The organism is Streptomyces sp. NPDC017529, assembly GCF_044329785.1.
Taxonomy (GTDB): domain Bacteria; phylum Actinomycetota; class Actinomycetes; order Streptomycetales; family Streptomycetaceae; genus Streptomyces.
Genome location: NZ_JBIRJY010000008.1, coordinates 102582 through 125730, shown reverse-complemented (window position 1 = coordinate 125730; position 23149 = coordinate 102582). Strand labels below are relative to the sequence as shown.

Sequence of the window (23149 nt, the reverse complement as noted above, 5' to 3'; positions counted from 1 at the left end):
AACGGCACCGGCGGGCCCAACCGCACCGGTGACCGCGCGGACACCGGGGCCGTCGGGCCGCCGGGTGCGACCGGAAAGGAGCCACGCGGCGCATGCGGGGCGATTACCAACAGCTCGTGGACGAGATCTCGGCCGCCCTCGCCGCCCCGGCGACCCTGGAGGACCGCGATTTCGGGCTGATCGCCTTCGGCGCGCACGAGGGCGACGACGACCTGGTCATGGACCCGGTACGGACCCGGTCGATCCTCCAGCGCCGCTCGACGGCGGCGGTACGGGCCTGGTTCGAGGCGTTCGGCATCGCCCGCGCGAAGACGGCGCTGCGCATCCCGCCCGACCCGGCGGCCGGCGTCTTCAAGGGCCGTATCTGCCTGCCCGTGCGCCACCGCGGCATCGTGCACGGATACGTGTGGCTGCTGGACGACGGGCACCTGACCGACCTGGAGCTGGGCGGTGGCGGAACGCCACCGGACCCCCGTATCGAGCAGGCGATGGAGTCGGCGGCGGGGATCGGCGCCCTGCTGGCGGCGGAGGCCCGCTCCGGGGCCGAACTGGGCGACCTGCTGCGCGCGTTGCTCGTATCGCGGCCGGCGGAGCGAGCCGCCGCGTCGGCCGCGCTGCGTGACGGGCTGCGGTCCGCGGCGGACGCGCCCCTGATGGTGGTGGCGGTGACGCCGTGGGGTGTCCCGGAAACGGATCACGCGCCGCTGCCCACCCTGCCGGGGCTGCTCGCCGCCTGCGCGCTGCCCGCCGCGAACGGGTCGGGCGACGGTGCCGACGCCGCGGGCCCTGACCCGTCCGCCGCCGCCCCGCCGCACCGCGCGACCGCCGACACCCCGTCCTTGGCCGCCCTCGTACGGCTGCGCTCGCCGTCTTCCTTGGCCGCGGCACACACAGTGGCCGAGCACCTGCTGCGCTCGCCGCGCGCGGGCGGCGGCCCGGTGCCGTCCGGCTCGGAGGCCCGTACGCTGCCGAGCGCCGCCGGTCTCGGCATGCCGGTGCGGGAGCTGTCCGCGCTGCCCGCCGCCTGGCAGGAGGCGCTGGCCGCAGCCCGTGCGGCGCGCGCGGAATCCCGGCTGGGCCCGGTGGCCGAATGGAGCACGATCGGTTCCTACCGTCTGCTGACAGGTCTGCCGCCGGCCGAACCGGACGCGACCGTGCGCCCCCTGCTGGCCCCCGCGCACAGCGAACTCGCGCGCACCGCCGAGGTGTTCCTCGACTGCGCGGGCCAGGCGGGCCGCGCGGCCCAGGCGCTCGGCATCCACCGCCAGACGCTTTACTACCGGCTCGGCCGCGTCGAGAAGCTCACCGGGCTCGATCTGGACGAGGGCGGCGACCGGCTGCTGCTGCACATGGCCCTGAAAACGGCACGCCTGTGAAACGGTACCGCCGCCACCGCCGGCGGCCGCGCGAAAGCCGTTTGTTGAGTACTGGACAGACGACGGGCCCGGACGCACGATGAAAGTCCGCGAAGCGTCGGCACGGGGACGGACGACGGGGTGCCCGCGGGAGGATGCGGCCGCCGCCGGGAGAAGAACCGGGACCGGCGGCGACCGGCTACCGGACGACGGGGCTCCTCTTCCCCTGCGCCCGGTACTGGCCGCCCTTCCTGGCGTGCCGAGGGCGCGCGGGAGGGCCCCCGGCAGGTCGGGCCGGGAAGGGCGGGGCCGGAGTCGCTGTTCGCTGCGTGGCGCGGATCTCCGGCCGATCGTGGGTGACGGGCTGCTCGGCGACCTCAAGGTCTGGGAGATCCGGGCCGGACGGCAGGCCGCTGGGCCGCTGCCAGGTCCGTATGGGGAGCGTAGAACCGGGTGGGGTGACCGGACAAGCACAGGGAGCGGCCAATTACCGAATTCTCTCGGCCAGCTGGGCGGACGGGCGCGGAGTGGGGCGACGGGCGCGGAGCCCGCTCAGGAAGCGGCCGGACCGCCGTCCGTACGGCCCGGCCCCGGCCCGAGCACCGCACCGGACAGCACCCGGCGCATCGCCTCCACCAGGTCCCGGCCCGAGGGCAGCGACTCGGGGGTGATCAGCGACTGCACCATCAGGCCCGTGAGCAGCGCCTGGTAGAAGGAGCCGACGACGCGTGCCGCCTCCGCGTCGACCTCGGTGTCCGGTACGCCTTCGAAGACCGCGACCAGGCCCTCGCCGCCCTCCGGCAGGACCGCGGCCAGCGCCGCGCGCAGCTCGGGGTCGCGGGGCAGCAGGCCGAGCACCTCGACCTGGGAGGTCACGAACTCCCGCTGTTCGGTGAACCGCCGCAGGATCCGGTCCCACGTGTCCGCGAAGCGCTCCACGGGATCGCCGTCCCCGCCCCCGTCACCCGTTCCCGCGAACCCCTCGCCCCACTCCGCGACGGTCTCCACCCATGCCTGGCGCATCAGCACGTCCTTCGAGCCGTAGTGGTAGCCGATGGAAGCCAGGTTGGCGCCGGACGCGGCCACGATGTCGCGGGCGGTGGTGCGCGCGTACCCCTTTTCGAGCAGGCAGCGCTTGGCGCCTTCCAGCAGGTCTTCACGGTGTCCCATGCGGCCAGCCTATGCCCGTGCGGAACGGCCGTACCGGGCAGATGTCCGGTACGGCCGTCCACGGGCGCCCGCCGGCGCCGGAGCTACCGGCCCCGCTCGGGACCGGGGCCGCCCCGGTCGCGCCGGCCTCGCCTGCCGGTGCCCTTGCCGTCGTCGAACTCCACCTCTTCGCGGTGGACTTCGGTGTTGACCTCCTGCTGTTCGGTGACCCGCTCGGTCTCCAGCCGGATCCGTTCCACCGGCACGTTCTCCTTGCGGACGACGACCTGCTCCTCGTAGAGCGTGACGTCGACCTCGCCGTCGCCGAGCTTCGGCTGCTGGGCCCGCCCCTTGCGGCGGTCCTCTTCGGTGATCTTCTCGCGCCTGATGCGCGCCTCGTCGTGGCTGACGGGCACGGTGCGATGCACCTCTTCGGTCTCCACGTGCTTGCGCAGCCGGGCGTGGCCGCTCTCGCGCGACTCGGTGCCGAGCTCCACGTGCTCCTCGGAGATGAGCATTTCCTGGTTCTGTTCCTTGGCGCGCGCGGCGTCGTCGCCCCGGCCGCGGGACATGGCCATCGCGCCGGCCCCCGCGCCGGCCAGCGGCGCGGACTCGGTCCGCCTGCGCTCCTCGGGCCGGCCCATCCCGGCCGCGCCCGCGGTCCCCATCCCCGCGCCGGTCGTGCGGCCCGGAACGGTGCCGGTGGGCGCGGTCCCCGGACGCGACATGCCGTAGTGGCGGTACAGGCGTTCTTCCTCTGCCGGTTCCAGGTGGCCGTCCGCGTCGATCCGCGGGGCGTCCTTGATCTGGTCCTTGGTGTACGGAACCTGTAGTTCGTCACCCACGCGCCGGCCTCCCGCGAGCGGTACGAAGGTCTCCTTCATCCCGAACAGACCGGTGCGCACGGTGATCCACTCAGGGGCGTTGGTGGCGTCGTCCCGGTAGACCTGCTGGACCGAGCCCACCTTGGTGCCCTCCGGGTCGACCACGTTCATACCGGTCAGATCCTTAGGGTTCTCACCCAGGGGTGCGTTCATGGCGTCCTTCTCCTTCCGCACGCGCCGGCAGGGGGCACGCGCAGTTCCCATTGCGCGTCGCACCGCCACGCGCAGCGAGTCGGGAAACCCCCGGAACACCGGCCCGGCGGCGAGTTTGCGGGGCGCCCGCGAACGGCCCGCGTTACGCCGAACGGGTGATTGGTTGAAGGGACACCCAGCACGCCGACGGGCCCGGGCTCCCGCCATGGCGGGGGCCCGGGCCCGGTGGTGGGACGGCCGCGAATCAGTCCGTGAGGTTGACCGCGCGCGCCGAGGTGGCGCCGATCTCGTCGGCGATCTCGCTGAGGACCGCGGCCGGGATCGTGTCGTCCACGGTCAGCGCGACCAGCGCCTCGCCGCCCTCGTCGGCCCGCGAGACCTGCATGCCCGCGATGTTGATGCCCGCCTCGCCGAGGATGCGGCCGAGCGTGCCGACGACGCCGGGGCGGTCGCCGTAGCGCAGGAAGGCCATGTGGTCGGCGAGCGCGAGGTCGATCGAGTGCTCGCCGACCGCGACGATCTTCTGCTGGTTCTTGTTGCCCGCCAGCGTGCCGGAGATGGAGACCTCGTCGCCGTCCGCGAGGGTGCCGCGCACGGTGACCACGTTGCGGTGCTCGGCCGACTCGCTGCTGGTGGTCAGCCGCACCTCGACGCCGCGCTCCTGCGCGAACAGGGGGGCGTTGACGTACGAGACCGTCTCGGCCACCACGTCCTCGAACACGCCCTTGAGCGCGGACAGTTCCAGCACCTTGACGTCGTGCTGGGTGATCTCGCCGTACACCTCGACGTCGAGGCGGACCGCGACCTCGCCGGCCAGCGCGGTGAAGATCCGGCCCAGGCGCTCGGCCAGCGGCAGCCCCGGCTTGACGTCCTCGGCGATCACGCCGCCCTGGACGTTGACCGCGTCCGGCACCAGCTCGCCCGCCAGCGCCAGGCGCACCGACCTGGCGACCGCGATGCCCGCCTTCTCCTGCGCCTCGCCCGTCGAGGCGCCGAGGTGCGGGGTGGCCACGACCTGGTCGAACTCGAACAGCGGGGAGTCCGTGCAGGGCTCGGTGGCGTAGACGTCCAGGCCGGCGCCGGCGACCCGGCCCTCCTTGAGGGCGCTCGCGAGCGCGGCCTCGTCCACGATGCCGCCGCGCGCCGCGTTGACGATGCGCACCGTCGGCTTGACCTTGTGCAGCGCGTCGTCACCGATCAGGCCGAGGGTCTCGGGCGTCTTGGGGAGGTGGACGGTGATGAAGTCCGCGACCTCCAGCAGCTCGTCCAGCGAGACCAGCTTGACGCCCATCTGCGCGGCGCGGGCCGGCTGCACATAGGGGTCGTACGCGACGATCTTCATGCCGAACGCCGACATGCGCTGCGCGACCAGGACGCCGATACGGCCGAGGCCGACGACGCCGAGGACCTTCTCCGACAGCTCGACACCGGTGTACTTGCTGCGCTTCCACTCGCCGTTCTTCAGCGCGGTGTTCGCCTGCGGGATGTTGCGGGCGGTGGCGACCAGCAGGCCGCAGGCCAGCTCGGCGGCGGTGACGATGTTCGAGGTCGGCGCGTTGACGACCATCACGCCTGCCTTGGTGGCGGCGGAGACGTCGACGTTGTCCAGGCCGACGCCCGCGCGGGCGACGACCTTCAGCTTCCCGGCGGCGGCGATGGCCTCGGCGTCGACCTTGGTCGCACTGCGCACGAGGATGGCGTCGACGTCGGCGATGGCGGGGATCAGCTCGGCGCGGTCCGCGCCGTTGCAGTGCCGGATCTCGAAGTCCGGACCGAGAGCGTCGACAGTGGCGGGCGACAGTTCCTCGGCGATCAGAACGACAGGTTTCGAGCTCACGTGGTCTTCAGTCCTCACTTGTCCTTCGCGGACGACCGTCCCGACGGCCGAAGGCGGTGAAGGGGGCAGCCGCGTGGAAGACGCACGACGCTGTGAGCCTGACGCGCTTGTGGTGTGCAGTGTAGTGGCGGTCCGGGAGGGTTCCTCCGCCGTTTCGGAAGGATCACCCGGTAGTGGTGTGACGGGATGGACAACGCCGTGCGGTGCCGGCGCTCCGGCGGCCGGCCGCCTGCGGGCCCGGTCGCGGCGAACGGGGCCGCGGCGTGTGCCACGGCCCCGCGCCGTACGGCTTACTGCTCGTCGTCCACCCAGCTCATCAGCTTGCGGAGCTTCTTGCCCGTGGTCTCCAGCAGGTGGTCCTCGTCGGCCTTCTTGTACTCGTTGTACTTCGGCAGGCCGGCGTTGTACTCCGCCATCCAGTTGTTGGCGAAGGTGCCGTCCTGGATCTCGGCGAGGACCTTCTTCATCTCGGCCTTGGTGGCGTCGTTGACGATCCGCGGGCCGGTGACGTAGTCGCCCCACTCGGCGGTCTCGGACACCGACCAGCGCATCTTCTCCAGGCCGCCCTCGTACATGAGGTCCACGATCAGCTTCAGCTCGTGGAGGCACTCGAAGTACGCGATCTCCGGCTGGTAGCCGGCCTCGACCAGCGTCTCGAAGCCCGCCTTGACCAGCGCCGAGGCGCCACCGCAGAGCACCGCCTGCTCACCGAACAGGTCGGTCTCGGTCTCCTCGGTGAAGGTGGTCTTGATGACGCCGGCGCGGGTGCCGCCGATGGCCTTGGCGTACGACAGGGCCAGCGCGAAGGCGTTGCCGGAGGCGTCCTGCTCGACGGCCGCGATGCACGGCACGCCGCGGCCCTCCTCGTACTGGCGGCGCACCAGGTGGCCCGGGCCCTTGGGGGCGACCATGCACACGTCGACGCCCTGCGGGGGCTTGATGAAGCCGTAGCGGATGTTCAGGCCGTGGCCGAAGAACAGCGCGTCGCCGTCCTTCAGGTTGTCCTTGACGGACTCCTCGTAGACCTTGGCCTGGATCGGGTCCGGCACCAGGATCATGATGACGTCGGCCTCGGCGGCCGCCTCGGCGGGGGTGACCACGCGCAGCCCCTGCTCCTCGGCCTTGGACTTCGACTTCGAGCCCTCGTGCAGACCCACACGCACGTCGACGCCGGAGTCGCGCAGGGAGAGGGCGTGGGCGTGGCCCTGGCTGCCGTAGCCGAGAACCGCGACCTTGCGGCCCTGGATGATGGACAGGTCGGCGTTGTCGTCGTAGAACAGCTCGGCCACTTCGGGTATCTCCTTGGATCTAGCTGGTTGCCCGACACATTACGTCGGGCGGGGAAGGAAGGGTTCGGGGGTCTCGCGATACGGTCCGGGCGCGCCGGCTCAGGCGGAGCGGTCCAGCGCCCGCAGCGAGCGGTCCGTGATGGAACGGGCGCCGCGCCCTATGGCGATGGTGCCGGACTGCACCAACTCCTTGATGCCGAACGGCTCCAGCATCTTGAGCATGGCTTCCAGCTTGTCGCTACTGCCGGTCGCCTCGATGGTCACCGCGTCGGGGGAGACGTCGACGGTCTTGGCGCGGAAGAGCTGGACGATCTCGACGATCTGCGAGCGGGTCTCGTTGTCGGCGCGCACCTTGGCCAGCACCAGTTCCCGCTGGACCGCGGCGCCGGGTTCCAGCTCCACGATCTTCAGGACGTTGACGAGCTTGTTGAGCTGCTTGGTGACCTGCTCCAGCGGGAGCGATTCGACGCTCACGACGATGGTGATGCGGGAGATGTCGGGGTGCTCGGTGACGCCGACGGCGAGCGAGTCGATGTTGAATCCGCGGCGCGAGAACAGTGCGGCGATCCGGGCCAGGATGCCGGGGGTGTTCTCCACCAGGACGGAGAGCGTGTGCTTGGACATGGGTCGGTCTTCTCTCTTCTATCCGCGTCTCTCGCGCGTCCCGGGTCTCAGTCGTCCGTGTTGTCGCCGAAGTCCGGGCGCACCCCGCGGGCCGCCATGACCTCGTCGTTGGAGGTGCCGGCCGCGACCATCGGCCAGACCTGGGCGTCCTCGTGGACGATGAAGTCCACCACGACCGGGCGGTCGTTGATCGCGTTCGCCTTGGCGATCACCGCGTCCAGCTCGGCCGGGTCCTCGCAGCGCATCGCCACGCACCCCATCGCCTCGGCGAGCTTGACGAAGTCCGGGACGCGGGTGCCGCCGCCGGAGACGTCCGCGGTGGCCAGGCAGTCCTCGGGACCGCGGTGCAGGACCGTGTTCGAGTACCGCTGGTTGTAGAACAGCGCCTGCCACTGGCGGACCATGCCCAGCGCGCCGTTGTTGATGATCGCGACCTTGATCGGGATGTTGTTCAGCGCGCAGGTGACCAGTTCCTGGTTGGTCATCTGGAAGCAGCCGTCGCCGTCGATCGCCCAGACCGTACGGTCCGGCTGCCCGGCCTTGGCGCCCATGGCGGCCGGAACGGCGTACCCCATCGTCCCCGCGCCGCCGGAGTTCAGCCAGGTGGCGGGCCTGTCGTAGTCGATGAAGTGGGCGGCCCACATCTGGTGCTGGCCGACGCCGGCCGCGTAGATCGTGCCTTCCGGGGCCAGCTCGCCCAGGCGCTGGATGACCTGCTGCGGGGCCAGGCTGCCGTCGTCGGGGTGGTCGTAGCCGAGCGGGTAGGTCTCGCGCCAGCGGTTGAGGTCCTTCCACCAGGCGGTGTAGTCGCCGGTGTGGCCGGCCGCGTGCTCGGCCTGGAGGGCGACGACCAGGTCGGCGATGACCTCGCGCGCGTCGCCCACGATCGGCACGTCGGCGGCGCGGTTCTTGCCGATCTCGGCCGGGTCGATGTCGGCGTGCACGATCTTCGCGTACGGGGCGAAGGAGTCCAGCTTGCCGGTGACGCGGTCGTCGAAGCGGGCGCCGAGCGCGACGATCAGGTCGGCCTTCTGCAGCGCCGTGACGGCGGCGACCGCGCCGTGCATGCCCGGCATGCCCACGTGCTGCGGATGGGTGTCGGGGAAGGACCCCAGGGCCATCAGAGTGGTGGTGACGGGCGCGCCGGTCAGCTCGGCCAGCACCTTCAGCTCGGCGGTGGCGCCGGCCTTCATGACGCCGCCGCCGACGTAGAGGACCGGGCGCCGGGCCTCGGTGATCAGGCGGGCGGCCTCGCGGATCTGCTTGGCGTGCGGCTTGGTCACCGGGCGGTAGCCGGGCAGGTCGGTGTGCGGCGGCCAGACGAAGGTGGTCTGCGCCTGGAGGGCGTCCTTGGCGATGTCCACCAGGACCGGTCCCGGGCGGCCCGTGGAGGCGATGTGGAACGCCTCGGCGATGGTGCGGGGGATCTCGGCGGGGTCGGTGACCAGGAAGTTGTGCTTGGTGATCGGCATGGTGATGCCGCAGATGTCCGCCTCCTGGAAGGCGTCCGTGCCGATCGCCTTGGAGGCGACCTGGCCGGTGATCGCGACCATCGGGACGGAGTCCATGTGGGCGTCGGCGATCGGGGTGACGAGGTTGGTGGCGCCGGGGCCCGAGGTGGCCATGCAGACCCCGACCCTGCCGGTGGCCTGGGCGTAGCCGGTGGCGGCGTGTCCGGCGCCCTGCTCGTGGCGGACCAGGACGTGGCGGACCTTCGAGGAGTCCATCATCGGGTCGTACGCGGGGAGGATCGCGCCACCCGGGATGCCGAACACGGTGTCGGCCCCGACTTCTTCGAGCGAACGGATGAGGGACTGCGCGCCCGTGACGTGCTCGACGGCGGTGGTCGCGTGCGCTCCGCCGGAGTTGCGGGCCCGCGGCTGCGGATGGTGGGCCCCGGTGGCCTGCTCGGTCATCTGCGTCTCTTCTCGAAGCTGAGGGTTTTGGCGGGGTATGGGAGTGGTTATGCAACAAAAAACCCCTCGTGCCATGAGGCAAGCGAGGGGAGCGCGCCGGTGCGGAGCGCTGGGTTTCGTGGGTGACCCAGCTTCAGCCGACGCGCTTTCCAAGTACGAGAATTCGGGTGCGCATGGAACTGACCCTCCCCCCGGGGCCAGCCGAGTGTCAAGTGGGTGGGACGGAGGTCTCACTATTTGGGCGCAGGGTCGGATGCGTGACCGACTCGGCCCCGTCCCTGACCTCGCCTGGACCGAACCGTCTGGGCAGCTCGCCCAGCGTCCGTCCGGGTGACACCGGCTCCCGCCCCTTCTTGACGTGGCGTACGGGCAGGCCCGTACCGCTCAGCACCACGGCGCGGCCCTCGCTCCCCGGGCCCGGCACGGGATAGACCCCCTGCGCCAGCGCGCGGCGCAGCCGGTGCTCGTCCAGCGGCCCGGAGAAGGCCATGCCCTGGCCGTGCGTACAGCCCATGGAGCGCAGCGCGACGATCTGCTCGGGCAGGTCGACGCCGTCCGCCACGGACTGCATGCCCAGGTCGGAGGCGATCCGCAGCAGCCCCGAGGTGATCTTGTGGAGGCGCGCGGACTCCACCACCCCGTCGACCAGGTCGCGGTCGAGCCGCAGGACGTCGACGGGCAGCCGGCGCAGGGCGCCGATGGCGGCCGCGCCGCTGCCGAAGCCGTCCAGGGCGATCCGCACCCCCAGCCGGCGCAGGGCGACCAGCCGCCGCTCCAGCTCCTCCAGCGGTATGCGCGGATCGGTGTCCGACAGCTCCAGGACCAGCGAGCCGGACGGCAGGCCGTGCCGGGACAGCAGCGCCTCGATGCTCTTCGGCGGCAGCGCGCGGTCCAGCAGCCGGTGGGCGGAGATCCGGACGGCCACCGGGACCGGGTGGCCCGCCCGGTGCCGGCCCGCGGCCTGCTGCACCGCCTCCTCCAGCTGCCAGCGGCCCAGCTCCGCGGTGCGGTCGCCGTCCTCCTTGAGCCGGCCGCGGTCGCCGACCCGCAGGAACTCGGCGGGGGTGAAGAGTATGCCCTGCGCGGAGCGCCAGCGGGCCAGCGCGGCGACCGCCGTGATCCGGCCGCCGGCCAGCTCGACCACGGGCTGGTGCAGCAGCGCGAACTCGCCGTCGTGCAGGGCGGTGCGCAGCTTGGTGGCCAGCTCGGCCCGGCGCACCACGTCGTCCTGCATCTGGGGGGCGTACAACTTGACGCACCCCTTTCCGGCCTGCTTGGCGCGGTACATCGCCAGGTCGGCGTTGCGCATCAGGGGGCCGGGGGTGATGCCGGGCTCGGCGAAGGCGACGCCGATGCTGGCGGCGACGCGTACGTCTCTGCCGTCGATCTTGTACGGGTCGGAGAGGCGGATGCGCAGCCGGTCGGCGATCTCGTGGATGCGGTGTTCGCGTGCGGAGTGGTCGCGGGTGCCGTCGCCCATGATGAGCGCGGCGAACTCGTCGCCGCCGAGCCGCGCGGCGGTGTCCCCCGCCCGTACGGATTCGGCCAGCCTGCGGGCGGCCTGCACCAGCAGCTCGTCCCCGGCCTGGTGCCCGATGGTGTCGTTGACCTGCTTGAAGCCGTCCAGGTCGATGTAGAGCACGGCGGTGCCCGGATCGCTGGCGCGGCGGCCGGTCAGGGCCTGGCTGACCCGTTCGGTGAACAGCGCCCGGTTGGGCAGGTCGGTGAGCGCGTCGTGCGAGGCGTTGTGCTGGAGCTGGGCCTGGAGGCGGACGCGTTCGGTGACGTCGCGGGAGTTGAAGATGAGGCCGCCGTGGTGGCGGTTGACCGTGGACTCGACGTTGAGCCACTTCTCGACGCCCGAGCGGCGGCCGCCCGCGCGGAACCGGCACTCGATGCGCGTGGTCGGCTCGTCCTCGGGCCGGGCGGCGAGGAATCTGCGCACCTCGTGCACCACGCGCCCCAGGTCCTCCGGGTGGATGAGGGAGGCCAGCTCGGAGCCGACCAGTTCCTCCGCGTTCCGGCCGTAGACGCCCGCCGCGGCGGGGCTGACGTAGCGCAGTATCCCGGTCGGCGCGGCGATCATGATGACGTCGCTGGAGCCCTGCACCAGTGACCGGAAGTGGTTCTCCTTCTGCGCCAGTTCCTGCGTAAGGGTGATGTTGTCGAGCAGCATGATGCCTTGGCGCACGACCAGGGCGAGGACGACCGTGCAGCCGGTGAAGAGCACCACGCGGTCGATGCGGCGGCCGTCCAGGACGTTGTACAGGATGCCCAGGGTGCAGACGGCCGCGGCCAGGTACGGCGTGAGCGCGGCGAGCGATCCCGCGATGGGCCGGGTGCCCGGGGCCTGCGGCTGACGGTGCGCGGCGCGCTTGCCCTCGTCGTCCGCGGCATCGCCGCCGGGCAGCCGCCGGGCGACCCAGGGCGCGTACGTGAGCAGCATCGAGCCGGCGAACCAGCCGGCGTCCAGGATCTGCCCCGAGCGGTAGTGCTCGCGCAGCAGCGGCGAGCTGAACAGCGCGTCGCACAGCACCGTCAGGGCCAGCGCCGCGATGGCGGTGTTGATGGCCGAGCGGTGCGCGGAGGAGCGCTTGAAGTGCAGCGCGAGCACCATGCTCACCAGCACGATGTCCAGCAGCGGATACGCCAGCGCGAGCGCGCCCTGCGGCACGCTCTGGCCCTGGAAGTGCGCGGTGTGCGCGAGCGCCAGGCTCCAGGAGAGCGTGAGCAGCGAGCCGCCGATCAGCCAGGCGTCGAGGCCGAGGCACACCCAGCCGGCCTTGGTCACGGGCCTCTTGGCGAGCACGAGCAGGCCGACGATGGCCGGTGGCGCGAAGAGCAGGAAGCAGAAGTCGGCGAGCGACGGGCTCGGCACCGGCGCGCGCAGCACGACCTCGTACCAGCCCCAGACGCCGTTGCCGATCCCCGCCATCGCGGAGGAGGCGGCGAACAGCAGCCAGGCGGGTCGAAAGCGGCCGTGGTGCCTGCGGGCGTACAGGAAGCAGGAGACGGCGGCGGCGAAGGCGGCCAGGCTCAGACCGAAATCGCCCATGAAAAGCGCCAGTTCGGGTGAACCCCAGCCGAGCGCGGCACCGATGGCGTAGCCGCCGCAGACGACCGCGAGCACGACCTGCGGCAGCACACCCGGGGCCCCGCCGGTCTGCACCGGCGGCCGGGTGAGGACCGCGCCCGTGGCGCTCACCGCCCTCTCCTCCCGTCTGCCGCGCGACATCGTGGTGGCCGCTGTGCGCGGGGCGCCCGAAGCGCCCAGGGGCCCGGAGGTGTCCCCCCGGGAGATCGCGGAAAGCCTGTCTTGCGATTCGTCCATTGGCCGTACATCGCCCGTCGCCCCCCTCGGTTCCGGTCTTTCGCGCTGCGCCGTATCACTGCCGGCGCGGTCCCCGCTCGGACGATACACCAGGTTCGTCACTCAGGGACATAGCCTCTATACGTAGCGTGACTATCGGTGGGATGCCGATACCCAGTGCAGTCGTACGGCCCCGTAGAGCTACCCGCAAGGGGGTGGGGAAGGTTTCACCCGGCCGTAGCCACGACGTTGCGCAAGGGCTCCCCGGTGGCGAACCGCGTCAGCTGATCCCTTACGAGGCGCCTCGCACGGGGCAGGAACGCGGAGCTGGGGCCGCCGACATGTGGAGTGACGAGCACGCCGGGAGCGTGCCACAACGGGTGCCCGGCGGGCAGCGGTTCCGGATCGGTGACGTCCAGGGCCGCCCGCAGCCGCCCGGATTCCAGCTCCGCGAGGAGCGCCTTGGTGTCGACGACGGCGCCGCGCGCGACGTTCACCAGCAGCGCTCCGTCCTTCATGCGCGCCAGGAAGTCCGCTCCGACCAGGCCGCGGGTCGCGTCGGTGAGTGGCGTGGCGATGATCACGACGTCCGCGCCGGGCAGTTCGGCGGGAAGTTCGGCGAGCGGAAGCACGGGCCCGCGCACGGTCTCACGGGCGGTGCGCGCAATGCGCGCCACCCGCGCACACTCGAAAGGTGTGAGCCGGTCCTCGATCGCACTGCCGATCGAGCCGTAACCCACGATGAGCACCGACTTGTCGGCCAGCGCCGGCTGGAACCCCGGCAGCCACCGCTCGGCGTCCTGCCCCCGGACGAAGTCCGGGATGCCGCGCAGCGAGGCGAGCGTCAGGGTGAGCGCCAGCTCTGCCGTGCTGGCGTCGTGGAGGCCGCGGGCGTTGCACAGGTGGGTGCCGGGAGGCAGCAGGTGCAGGGCAGGCAGCATGTGTTCGATGCCCGCGGTCAACGTCTGTACGGCGCGCAGCCCGGTCATCTCCGGCAGCGGTCGTATGCACGCCTCCGGGCTCTTCATGTACGGGACCACATAGAAGGCGCAGCGGGCGGGGTCGGCGGGGAACTCCGGCCCGGCGTCCCAATGGACGTAGCGGAAGCCGTCCGGCAGTCCGCCGATCCCGTCGGGCGGGAGCGGGAGCCATACGTCGTTCGCGGCGGTACGCGGTTCTGCAGGTGCCATGGCCAGAGGCTATGCGATACCCCCCGTGCTCAGACGTTAGTTTGGTCAGGCCCTTGATCGGGGGCGAGGGGATGGAGGCACGACCGCGTGGAGCGCAGGACAATCGGGGCTACAGCGCTCGAAGTGGGTGCAATCGGACTCGGCTGCATGCCGATGAACTGGGGGTACACCGAGTCGCAGCGCAACGGCGAGAGCTCGCTGCGCACCGTGCACACCGCGCTCGACCGGGGCTGCACCCTGCTGGACACCGCCGACATGTACGGGCCCTTCACCAACGAGCTGCTGGTCGGGCGGGCCCTGAAGGAGCGCCGCGCGGAAGCCTTCGTGTCGACCAAGGTCGGGCTGCTGGTGGGCGAGCAGCACATCGTCGCCAACGGGCGCCCCGGATACGTGAAACGGGCCTGTGACGCCTCCCTGCGCCGCTTGCAGACCGACTGCATCGACCTGTACCAGCTGCACAGGACCGACCCGGAGGTGCCGATCGAGGAGACCTGGGGCGCGATGGCGGAGCTGGTGGCGGCCGGGAAGGTGCGGTCGCTGGGGCTGTGCGCGGTGGGGGCGCGCGCCGGGCGCCGCCGGGGTGCCCGGCTGTACGACGGGACCCTGCGGCAACTGGAACGCATTCAGCAGGTGTTCCCCGTCAGCAGCGTGCAGGCCGAGCTGTCGGTGTGGTCGAAGGAGGCCCTGGAGGAACTGCTGCCGTGGTGCGTCACCCGTGGCGTGGGGTTCCTCGCCGCGATGCCTCTGGGCAACGGCTTCCTCACCGGCACGCTGACGCCGGGGCAGGGCTTCGAGCCGGCGGACATACGGGCGCGGCACCCGCGCTTCACGGCCGAGATGATGGCCGCCAACCAGCCGGTGGTGGCCGGCCTGCGGCGGGTCGGCGCGCGGCACGGGGCGACGCCGGGGCAGGTGGCGCTGGCGTGGGTGCTGGCGCAGGGGCCGCACGTGGTGCCGGTGCCGGGGACGAAGAAGGAACGTTGGGCCGCGGAGAACGCCGAGGCGGTCAGGCTGACGCTCGACCGCCGCGACCTGGCGGAGATCGCCGCGCTGCCGTCGGCGCTGGGATCCTGGGACTGACTCTACGCGCGTGCGCGGGTGTCACGCGGCAAACCGGGCCGTGCGGTGCCGGAGTGGGGTCCTGACGTGCGGGGCGGGGTGTGGTGGGGTGGGCGGGACCCGTCGACGAGAGGACTCCGCCGTGCAACGTCGCTCCGTGACCCCTGTGTTGGCCGCCGCCTCGCTGCTGCTGGCTGCGGGATGCTCGACCGGCGGCTCGCCGGGTGCCTCCGGTTCCTCCCCCGCGTCTCCCGTCCTCTCCTCCCCCGGCGAGGCGCAGGTCTCCGCCTCCGCCTCGGCCCCGCCCGCCAAGGGTTCGGTGAAGGTGGTGAGCACCCTCGCCACCGACCTCGCGACCCCGTGGGGACTGGCCCCGCTGCCGGGCGGCGACCTGCTGGTCTCCTCGCGCGACACCGGCACGGTCTTCCGGGTGGCGGCGAAGGGCGGCAAGAAGACCGAGCTGGGCACGGTGCCGGGGGTGGCGCCGGGCGGCGAGGGCGGCCTGCTGGGGCTCGCGGTGGCGCCGTCGTTCGGGCGGGACCACTGGGTGTACGCGTACTTCACCACCGAGTCCGACAACCGCATCGCCCGTATGAGCTACGACGAGAGAAAGCCGCCGGGCCAGCAACTGGGAGCGCCCGACACGGTGTTGAAGGGCATCCCGAAGGGGCTGATCCACAACGGCGGGCGGATCGCCTTCGGCCCGGACAAGATGCTCTACGCGGGCACCGGAGAGACCGGCGACACCGGCCTCGCGCAGGACAGGAAGTCGCTGGGCGGCAAGATCCTGCGGATGACGCCGGACGGCGAGCCGGTGCACGGCAATCCGGACGCCGGCTCGGTGGTGTACACGTACGGGCACCGCAACGTGCAGGGCCTGGCCTGGGACGCCGAGGGCCGCCTGTGGGCCGCGGAGTTCGGCCAGAACACCTGGGACGAGCTGAACCTGATCGAGCCCGGCAGGAACTACGGCTGGCCCGAGGTGGAGGGCAAGGGCGGGGACGGCGGCCGGTTCACGGCCCCGGTGGCGCAGTGGGGCACGGCGGAGGCCTCGCCGAGCGGCATCGCGTACGTCCGGGGCTCGGTCTGGATGGCGGGGCTGCGCGGCGAACGGCTGTGGCGGATCCCGCTCGCCGGGCGCGAGGCGGCGGCCGCGCCGCAGGCGTTCCTGCAAGGCGAGTACGGGCGGCTGCGTACGGTCGTGGCGGCCGGGGACGGCGGGCTGTGGCTGGTCACCAGCAACACCGACGGGCGCGGCGACCCGAAGAAGGACGACGACCGGATCCTGAGACTGGCGGTGAGCTGACGGCGCGGGGATACGCGGACCGAGTCGTCGTCAGCAGCCCGTTCCGTTCCGGTGGTGCCTACACTCGGCTTACGGGACAAGCCACGTCGTCAGGGGGCCGGATGTTCAACCTGGTGGAAGAGCTGTTCGCGCCGGGGCGCAAACACACCGACGAGGAGCGGCGGCGGCTGACCCTGGTGGTCAGCGACACCGGCGACAACGATCCGGGCAAAGGGCCCATAGACCTGTCCTCGGGCAAGGTCACCATCCGCCTGCCGGACCAGGAGCCGCCGCGGCACACCTGACGGGCGGCCGCCTTCGCCCCGGCTGCCCCGCCGGCTACCCCGCCTGCTGCTCCGCCGGGGCGAACAGCCGCAGCCGGTGGGCCAGCGCGCCCGCCTCGCCCCGGCCGGAGACGCCCAGCTTGGCCAGGATGTTGGAGACGTGGACGCTGGCCGTCTTGGGCGAGATGAACAGCTCGTCGGCTATCTGGCGGTTGCTGCGTCCTGCCGCCACCAGCCGCAGGACGTCCCGCTCGCGCGGGGTCAGGCCGAACGCCTCGGCGGGCTCGTCCGGCCCGGCCGCGGGGCAGTCCGCCGCACACCGCCCGGCGTCGCTGCCCGCCACCGCGAGCGGTATCCGGGCCCGCTGGGCGAGCAGCGCGGTCTGCTCGGCGAGCGGCCGGGCGCCCAGCCGCCGCGCCTCGGCGTGCGCCTGGCCGAGGAGCAGCGCGGCGGCCTCGCGCGGCGTACGGCCCTCCAGGCCCGTGGTCGCCCGCGCGGCGCCGTACAGCAGCGCCTCCGCCCAGCGGTAGCAGGCCGCGGCGAGCTCGTACGGGCGCTGCACCCGCTGGAAGGCGGCGACCGCCGCGGCCCAGGCGTCCGGCGCGGTGCGGTCGGCGGCGCGCAGCAGCTCGGCCTCGACGGCGCGGCCGTACGCCGCCCACACCGGCGACACCGCGGGCGTGTGCTTCGCGGCCTCCCGGATGCGGGCGAGGGCGGCCGGCCGGTCCGCCTCGGCGGCCGGCAGGCCCCGCAGGTCCGATTCGGCGGTGGCCGCCGACCACAGCAGCGGCCAGACGTAGCGCTGCGTGCCCGGCGGGAGGCCCGTTTCGAGGGCCTGCCGGAGGGCGGCCCGCACGTCCGTGACGCGGCCCCTGGCGACCGCCGTCTCCAGGGTGAAGCGGGCGAGGGGGATGATGTACTGGGGCTGCGGGTCGTGGGTGCCGTAGTGCTCACGGGCGGCGGCCAGCTTCCGCTCCGCGCGGTCCAGGTCGCCCTTCTTGAGGGCCAGGTCCGTCAGGCGGCTGGAGGCCAGCGCCAGTGACCGGGCGCTCTGGGACCTGCGGCGGGCGTCCAGCGCGGCTTCGGCCGCCTCCTCCCAGCGGCCCAGCGACAGGAGCGACTCGGAGCGGTTGCCGCTCATCCAGCTCATGCTCTCCTTCATGCCGTACCGCTCGGCGAGGCCGAGTCCGCGGTCCGCCACCTCGACGGCCTCGCCGGACCGGCCCACGCCCTCCAGGCAGGAGGAGAGGTTGATGTGCCCGCGGGCGATCACCGGGAAGCAGCCGTCGGCGACGGCCCGGTCCAGGGCCGTGCGCAGCTCGGCGAGCCCGGCGTCCACCTCGCCCGCGTCCACTCGCAGCCCGCCGAGCGTGAGCAGGGAGTTCAGCTCCTCCTCCGCGTCACCGACGAGCCGGGCCAGCTCGACCGCGCGCTCGGCCGTGGCGAAGCTGTCCGGGCCCGGGTTGTGCAGCACCGCCCAGGCCGCCGACTGGGCGAGCACCGCGGCGTGCACGGCGGACGGCGGCAGGCCGCGCACCAGCTCCTGCGCGCGGTCCAGCTCGGCCCAGCCGTCGCCGCGGCCCGTGCACTGCACGAGGCGGGAGCGCTGGAGCAGGAACCAGGCCGTACGCAGCGGGTCCTGCTCCGCGTCCAGGGCGCGCAGGGCGCGCTTGGCGATCGTGAAGGCGCGCTCGGTGTCCTCGGAGAGGCGCGCGGCCACCGTGATCTCGGCGAGCAGGTCCATGAAGCGCATCGCGTCGTCGTCGACGCCGCAGGCGGGGTACGCCTGCGCGTAGTCCACCGGGCGCACGGCCAGGCGGACTTCCTTGGGCGCGTCGTCCCACAGCTCCAGGGCCCGGTCCAGCAGCCGCAGTTGCTCCGTGTGGGCATGGCGGCGGCGGGCCTGGACCGAGGCGGCGAGGACCGCGGGCAGCGCCTTGGCCGGGTCGTGGGCGTGGTACCAGTAGCTGGCCAGGCGGGCGGCGCGGATGTCGGCCCGTACGAGCGAGGGGTCGGCCTCCAGGGCCTGGCCGTAGCGGCGGTTGAGGCGGGTGCGCTCGCCGGGGAGCAGGTCGTCGACGACGGCCTCGCGGACCAGCGCGTGCCGGAAGCGGTAGCCGGTGCCGTCCCGGTCGGGCACCAGGGTGTTGGAGCCGACGGCGGCGCGCAGCGCCTCGATGAGGTCGTCCTCGGGCAGGCCGCAGACAGCGGCGAGCAGCTCGTGTTCGACCGTGGAGCCGCCCTCGGCGGCCACCCGCACCACCCGCTGGGCGTCTTCCGGCAGCGCCTCGACCCGGACCAGCAGCAGGTCGCGCAGCGGGTCGCTGAGCCCGGTCAGGCAGCCGTCCCGGATGCCGCGGGCAAGCTCCTCCACGAAGAAGGCGTTGCCCTCGGAGCGTTTGAAGACCCGGTCGACCAGCGCCTCGTCGGGGTCCTTGCCGGTGATTCCGGCGATCTGGCTGCGGACCTCGGCGCGGTTGAAGCGGGCCAGTTCGACGCGGCGGACCGTGCGCGTCCGGTCGATCTCGGCCAGGAAGGGGCGCAGCGGGTGGCGGCGGTGGATGTCGTCGGAGCGGTACGTGGCGACGAGGAGGATGCCGGCGTCGTGCAGGGCGCGCAGGAGGTAGGAGAACAGCTCGCGGGTGGAGCGGTCGGCCCAGTGCAGGTCCTCGATGACCAGGACGAGCGGGCGGTGGGCGGCGAGGCGCTCCAGGAGGCGGGCGGTCAGCTCGAACAGGCGGGCGCGGCCGTACTCCTCGTCGTGTCCCTCGACGGCGGTCTCGCCCAGCTCGGGCAGGATGCGGGCCAGTTCGCCCTCCTGGCCGGCGACCGCGGCGGCCAGCTCGCGGGGCAACTGCGCGTTGAGCAGGTGCAGGACGGCGGAGAACGGGGCGAACGGCAGGCCCTCGGAGCCGATTTCGATGCAGCCGCCGACGGCGACGAGGACGCCGTCGGCCCGCGCCGCCTCGGCGAACTCGTCGATGAGGCGGGTCTTGCCGACGCCCGCCTCACCGCCGATGAGCAGCGCGCGGGGCTCGCCCGACGCCTGGATGCGGGCGAGAGCGCCGCGCAGCGTGCCCAGCTCGCTGCTGCGGCCGACGAACACCGGACTGACGGACCTGGTCTCCACGTCGCCGAGCATGGCACAGGGGTCCGACAGCGGGGCAGTGGTTATCGTCACGCGGGACGGCCCGTGGGGCCGGTGCGGTGCACGGGGCCGGAACGGCAGGCGGGACCGCCGGCGAGCCGCCGCCGGGGACGGCGCGCGGCCCGCCCCGTCAGGCCGCGCGGGAGAACCGTTCCCGCAGGCCGCTCACCCGCCCTCCGGAGTCGTCGGTTCCGGAAGCGGCGGCCCGGCGCGCGGCCCGGCGCGCCTTGCGGACCTGGAGGACCAGCCGCTCCCGGTCGGCCTGGCGCCGCAGTTCCTCGTGGCGGACGCGGTGTTCGAGTTCCCCGTAGTACACGGTGTGCTCCCCTGGTGGTGGTTGGCGCCAAGGGACCCGGTGGCGGTGTCCCTTCGACGTGCTCAACCCTGCTCGCCCAGGGAGGCGCCCCGCATCGGGAGGATTCCCGATCTTGTGGCACTGCGATGCCTTAGACCGGTGGGGACCCCGGCCCGGCACCTCCTTAGACAGCCGCGGAACCCGGCGGTACGCCCTTACGTACCGCCGGGTTCCGGACCGGCTGCCGTATGCGGGTGCCTCAGGAACCGGGGGTTCCGGCGCCGCCGGTCTTGGGCAGCGCCGGCAGACTCGCGAACAGGTCGAAGTACATGCCGGCGGCGACGACGATCCCGACGACGCCGAGGGCGAGGCCGCCCCAGGCCACGGCCCGCACCCAGGCCGGGCGGGTCCGGGTGAGGACCAGGGCGGCGACCACGACGGCGAGCAGCGCGAAGGCGCCGTTGACGAGGGCGTGGGTGTGCCAGGGCGTGCCGTAGACGGCGCCGATCTGGTCGGCGGCCTTGCCCGTCTGGAGCTTGATCTGGCCGAGCACCGTCTGCCGTTCGGCCAGGACGGTGCCCATCCAGGTGCCGGAGAGCGAGGCGAGGCCGAGGCCGGCGGCCACGACGGCGCCGGCGCCGGCCGCCACCGAGCCGCTCGCGCCCGCCGCGGCGGGCGGCGCGTCGTCGGCGGCCTCGTCGGTCTCCTCGGGGTCCGCGTCCGCGGTGTCCGTACCGGCCGGGGCGTCCTCCTCGACCGCCGCGGCCCCGGACGCCGGCTTCTCGCCCGTCTCTCCGGCCTCGGGCGTCCCGGTGGCCCCCTTGGCCTCGTCGGCCTTCGTGTCGTCGGTGCGCTCTTCGGTCTTGGTCGTGTCCATGGGCGCGACCGTAGGCGTCGCGTCTGAGAGACGTATGAGAATGCCGGTGTCCCGTGGGAAACCAGCCTCCGCGGGGTACGCAGGTGCCGTCGGCGACGGGCGCGGCGCACCCGCCCGTCACCCGGCCCAAGCTCCCGTCGGACGCCCGGCCCAAGCCCTCGCCCGGCACCGGACCGGAACCCCGCCCGTCACCGCCGTACCAGCCCTTCGTCGTCCCGGCGCTGCTCCGGAACGGCAAGCGGAACCACAACCGGAACTGGAGGATCGCCCTCCACCGGGTGCGGGGCCGCAGGCGGCTCGATGCTCAGGCGCGGCAGCCGCCGCTCCAGCCACACCGGCAGCCACCAGTTGGCGCCGCCGAGCATGTGCATCAGGGCCGGCACGAGCAGGGTGCGCAGGACGAACGCGTCCAGCGCGACGGCGGCGGCCAGGCCGATGCCGAACATCGCGATGATGCGGTCGCCGCTGAGGACGAAGGCCCCGAACACCGCGATCATGATGACGGCGGCCGAGTTGATGACCCGGCCGGTCTCGGCGAGGCCGATCCGGACGGCCCGCCGGTTGTCGCCGGTGCGCTGCCACTCCTCGTACATCCGGCTGACCAGGAAGACCTGGTAGTCCATGGAGAGCCCGAAGAGCACGGACACCATGATCACCGGCAGGAAGGGCTCGATCGGGCCCGCGCTGCCGAGCCCGAGGAGTTCGCTCCCCCACCCCCACTGGAAGATCGCCACCACGATCCCGAAGGAGGAGGCGACGGCCGCGATGTTCATCACGGCGGCCTTGAGCGGTATGCCGATGCTGCGGAAGGCGAGCAGCAGGAGAAGGGAGCCCAGGCCGATCACGACGCCCACGAAGAGCGGCAGCTTGCCGACGATGACGGAGGCGAAGTCGTCGTAGCTCGCGGTCACCCCGCCCACGTGCACCCGCATGCCGGTGCCCTCCGCGGCCTTCGGCAGCACCTTGTCGCGCAGCCGTTCGACCAGGTCGGAGGTCTGCCGAGACTGCGGGGAGCCCTCCGGTACGACGGTGATGACGCCCGTGCTGCCGCTGCCGTCGAACTCCGGCCCCTGGACCTCGGCCACGCCCGGCGTGGTCCGCAGCTCGGCGGGCAGCCGGTCGAAGGCCAGCCGGTCCTTGGCCCCGTCCAGGTCGCCGACCAGGGTCAGCGGCCCGTTGGAGCCCGGCCCGAAGCCCTCGCCGAGCAGGTCGTACGCCTGCCGGGTGGTGCTGGCGCCGGGATTGTTGCCCTGGTCGGAGGTGCCCAGGTGCAGGGAGAGGGTGGGCAGCGCGAGGACCAGCATGACGACGGCCGCGGCGGCACCCAGCAGCTTGGGATGCCGCTCCACGAAGCGCGACCAGCGCGCCGCGAAGCCGGCGGGCGGCTCGGGCAGGGGTCCGTCGGCTGCCAGCTGCCGCCGCTCGCGGCGGCTCAGCGCCCGCTGCCCGATGACGCCGAGCAGGGCGGGAAGCAGGGTGACGGACGCGGCGACGGTGAGGACCACGGTGAGCGAGGCGGCGATGGCGACGCCGTTGAGGAAGCCCAGCCGCAGGACGAGCATGCCGAGCAGGGCGATGCAGACGGTGGCCCCCGCGAAGACCACCGCGCGTCCCGACACGCTGACGGCGCGCTCGGCGGCCTCCTGGACGGTGAGGCCGGATTTCAGCCCTCTGCGGTGCCGGGTGACGATGAAAAGCGCGTAGTCGATGCCGACGCCGAGGCCGATGAGCATGCCCAGCATCGGGGCGAAGTCGGCCACCGTCATGGCGTGGCCGAGCAGGGTGATGCCCGCCGAGGCGGTGCCCACGCTCACCACGGCCGTGATGATCGGCAGGAGGGTCGCGGCGAGCGACCCGAAGGCGAGGAAGAGCACGACGGCGGCGGCGCCCAGGCCGATGAGTTCGGCGAGCCGGGTCCCCGAGGACTCGGTGACCGCGATGCCCGTGCCGCCCAGTTCCACCTGAAGCCCGTCGCCGGCCGCGGCCTTGGCGGCGTCCACGACGCGCTGGACCTGGGCCTCGTCCAGGTCCAGCGCCGGGGCGTCGAAGGCCAGGCCGGCGTAGGCGGTGTGCCCGTCGCGGCTGATCTGCCCGGCGCCCTGCGGTGTGTACGGGCTCTGTACGGACGCGACGCCCGGCATCCGGGCGATCTTGTCGAGGGTCTGCGTCAGGTCCTTCTGCACACTGCCGGCGCGGACGGTGCCGGACGCGGTGTGCCAGACGATCGTGTCACGGTCGCCTGACCGGTCCGGGAACGCCCGCTCCAGCAGGGCTCCGGCCCGTCCGGACTCCGTGCCGGGGACGTCGTAGTGGTCGGAGTAGGCGGAGCCGGCGGCTCCGGCCGCCGCCGCGGTTCCCGCGAGGGCGGCGAGCCACAGCACGATCACGACGATGCGGCGCCGCAGGCACCACCGGGTCAGTCCGGTCATCGAGCTCTTCGTCTGCTTCCCGGGTCAGGCGCCGATGTCTGACGGGGTATACCCGCGGGGCCGAA

At 72.9% G+C, this 23149-nt stretch carries 16 protein-coding genes; 4 read left to right on the top strand and 12 right to left on the bottom strand.

Going from position 1 to position 23149, the window contains the following annotated elements:
* Positions 1 to 92: 92 nt before the first annotated feature.
* Positions 93 to 1376, top strand: coding sequence for a PucR family transcriptional regulator (locus ACH4K4_RS21885; protein ID WP_398169347.1), 1284 nt, complete (start codon positions 93 to 95; stop codon positions 1374 to 1376).
* Positions 1377 to 1907: 531 nt separating this feature from the next.
* On the opposite strand, the gene ACH4K4_RS21880 is transcribed toward ACH4K4_RS21885, so the two are convergent.
* The 8 genes from ACH4K4_RS21880 to ACH4K4_RS21845 all read right to left on the bottom strand — a co-directional run bounded on the left by ACH4K4_RS21880 (position 1908) and on the right by ACH4K4_RS21845 (position 13707).
* On the bottom strand, positions 1908 to 2525 hold the full coding sequence (locus ACH4K4_RS21880; protein WP_398169346.1) for a TetR/AcrR family transcriptional regulator: 618 nt from the start codon (positions 2523 to 2525) through the stop codon (positions 1908 to 1910).
* Between the two features lie 83 nt (positions 2526 to 2608).
* Complete coding sequence (locus ACH4K4_RS21875) at positions 2609 to 3541, bottom strand: PRC and DUF2382 domain-containing protein (protein ID WP_398169344.1); 933 nt, start codon at positions 3539 to 3541, stop codon at positions 2609 to 2611.
* Positions 3542 to 3785: 244 nt separating this feature from the next.
* Positions 3786 to 5378 carry a phosphoglycerate dehydrogenase gene (gene serA, locus ACH4K4_RS21870; protein WP_398169343.1) on the bottom strand — a complete coding sequence of 531 codons (1593 nt, stop codon included), beginning with the start codon at positions 5376 to 5378 and terminating at the stop codon, positions 3786 to 3788.
* 290 nt (positions 5379 to 5668) lie between these two features.
* The gene (ilvC, locus tag ACH4K4_RS21865) at positions 5669 to 6667 is read right to left on the bottom strand and encodes a ketol-acid reductoisomerase (RefSeq protein ID WP_398169341.1); all 999 of its coding nucleotides are present in this window, start codon (positions 6665 to 6667) and stop codon (positions 5669 to 5671) included.
* A gap of 99 nt (positions 6668 to 6766) precedes the next feature.
* Positions 6767 to 7291, bottom strand: coding sequence for an acetolactate synthase small subunit (ilvN, locus tag ACH4K4_RS21860; RefSeq protein WP_030018315.1), 525 nt, complete (start codon positions 7289 to 7291; stop codon positions 6767 to 6769).
* Positions 7292 to 7338: 47 nt separating this feature from the next.
* Positions 7339 to 9207 (bottom strand): acetolactate synthase large subunit, encoded by a 1869-nt coding sequence (locus ACH4K4_RS21855; RefSeq protein ID WP_398169339.1) that lies wholly within the window; start codon positions 9205 to 9207, stop codon positions 7339 to 7341.
* Between the two features lie 208 nt (positions 9208 to 9415).
* Positions 9416 to 12412 carry a putative bifunctional diguanylate cyclase/phosphodiesterase gene (locus ACH4K4_RS21850; protein ID WP_398169337.1) on the bottom strand — a complete coding sequence of 999 codons (2997 nt, stop codon included), beginning with the start codon at positions 12410 to 12412 and terminating at the stop codon, positions 9416 to 9418.
* 332 nt (positions 12413 to 12744) lie between these two features.
* A complete protein-coding gene (locus ACH4K4_RS21845; protein ID WP_398169336.1) occupies positions 12745 to 13707 on the bottom strand; it encodes a 2-hydroxyacid dehydrogenase in 963 nt (320 codons plus the stop codon).
* 87 nt (positions 13708 to 13794) lie between these two features.
* Between ACH4K4_RS21845 and ACH4K4_RS21840 the strand changes: the two genes are divergently transcribed.
* From ACH4K4_RS21840 to ACH4K4_RS21830, 3 genes are all read left to right on the top strand, one after another.
* Entirely contained in the window at positions 13795 to 14787 is a 993-nt protein-coding gene (locus ACH4K4_RS21840) for an aldo/keto reductase (protein WP_360136553.1), read from the top strand.
* Between the two features lie 136 nt (positions 14788 to 14923).
* Positions 14924 to 16072: a PQQ-dependent sugar dehydrogenase gene (locus ACH4K4_RS21835; RefSeq protein ID WP_398169334.1), complete on the top strand. Its 1149-nt coding sequence runs from the start codon at positions 14924 to 14926 to the stop codon at positions 16070 to 16072.
* A 101-nt stretch (positions 16073 to 16173) separates the two neighbouring features.
* Positions 16174 to 16356 (top strand): DUF6191 domain-containing protein, encoded by a 183-nt coding sequence (locus ACH4K4_RS21830; RefSeq protein WP_398169332.1) that lies wholly within the window; start codon positions 16174 to 16176, stop codon positions 16354 to 16356.
* 34 nt (positions 16357 to 16390) lie between these two features.
* On the opposite strand, the gene ACH4K4_RS21825 is transcribed toward ACH4K4_RS21830, so the two are convergent.
* The 4 genes from ACH4K4_RS21825 to ACH4K4_RS21810 all read right to left on the bottom strand — a co-directional run bounded on the left by ACH4K4_RS21825 (position 16391) and on the right by ACH4K4_RS21810 (position 23084).
* Positions 16391 to 19477, bottom strand: coding sequence for an AAA family ATPase (locus tag ACH4K4_RS21825; protein ID WP_398169615.1), 3087 nt, complete (start codon positions 19475 to 19477; stop codon positions 16391 to 16393).
* Positions 19478 to 19613: 136 nt separating this feature from the next.
* A complete protein-coding gene (locus ACH4K4_RS21820; protein WP_398169331.1) occupies positions 19614 to 19799 on the bottom strand; it encodes a hypothetical protein in 186 nt (61 codons plus the stop codon).
* Positions 19800 to 20037: 238 nt separating this feature from the next.
* Positions 20038 to 20655 carry a hypothetical protein gene (locus ACH4K4_RS21815; RefSeq protein WP_398169329.1) on the bottom strand — a complete coding sequence of 206 codons (618 nt, stop codon included), beginning with the start codon at positions 20653 to 20655 and terminating at the stop codon, positions 20038 to 20040.
* Positions 20656 to 20843: 188 nt separating this feature from the next.
* Positions 20844 to 23084, bottom strand: a complete 2241-nt coding sequence (locus tag ACH4K4_RS21810; protein ID WP_398169328.1) for an MMPL family transporter — start codon at positions 23082 to 23084, stop codon at positions 20844 to 20846.
* Positions 23085 to 23149 lie beyond the last annotated feature (65 nt).

Coding starts and splice junctions, on each gene's coding strand:
- ACH4K4_RS21810 (WP_398169328.1), bottom strand. CDS start 23,084: ATGACCGGACTGACCCGGTGGTGCCTGCGGCGCCGCATCGTCGTGATC.
- ACH4K4_RS21885 (WP_398169347.1), top strand. CDS start 93: ATGCGGGGCGATTACCAACAGCTCGTGGACGAGATCTCGGCCGCCCTC.
- ACH4K4_RS21845 (WP_398169336.1), bottom strand. CDS start 13,707: ATGGCACCTGCAGAACCGCGTACCGCCGCGAACGACGTATGGCTCCCG.
- ACH4K4_RS21855 (WP_398169339.1), bottom strand. CDS start 9,207: ATGACCGAGCAGGCCACCGGGGCCCACCATCCGCAGCCGCGGGCCCGC.
- ilvN (WP_030018315.1), bottom strand. CDS start 7,291: ATGTCCAAGCACACGCTCTCCGTCCTGGTGGAGAACACCCCCGGCATC.
- ACH4K4_RS21815 (WP_398169329.1), bottom strand. CDS start 20,655: ATGGACACGACCAAGACCGAAGAGCGCACCGACGACACGAAGGCCGAC.
- ACH4K4_RS21825 (WP_398169615.1), bottom strand. CDS start 19,477: ATGCTCGGCGACGTGGAGACCAGGTCCGTCAGTCCGGTGTTCGTCGGC.
- ACH4K4_RS21880 (WP_398169346.1), bottom strand. CDS start 2,525: ATGGGACACCGTGAAGACCTGCTGGAAGGCGCCAAGCGCTGCCTGCTC.
- ACH4K4_RS21875 (WP_398169344.1), bottom strand. CDS start 3,541: ATGAACGCACCCCTGGGTGAGAACCCTAAGGATCTGACCGGTATGAAC.
- ACH4K4_RS21830 (WP_398169332.1), top strand. CDS start 16,174: ATGTTCAACCTGGTGGAAGAGCTGTTCGCGCCGGGGCGCAAACACACC.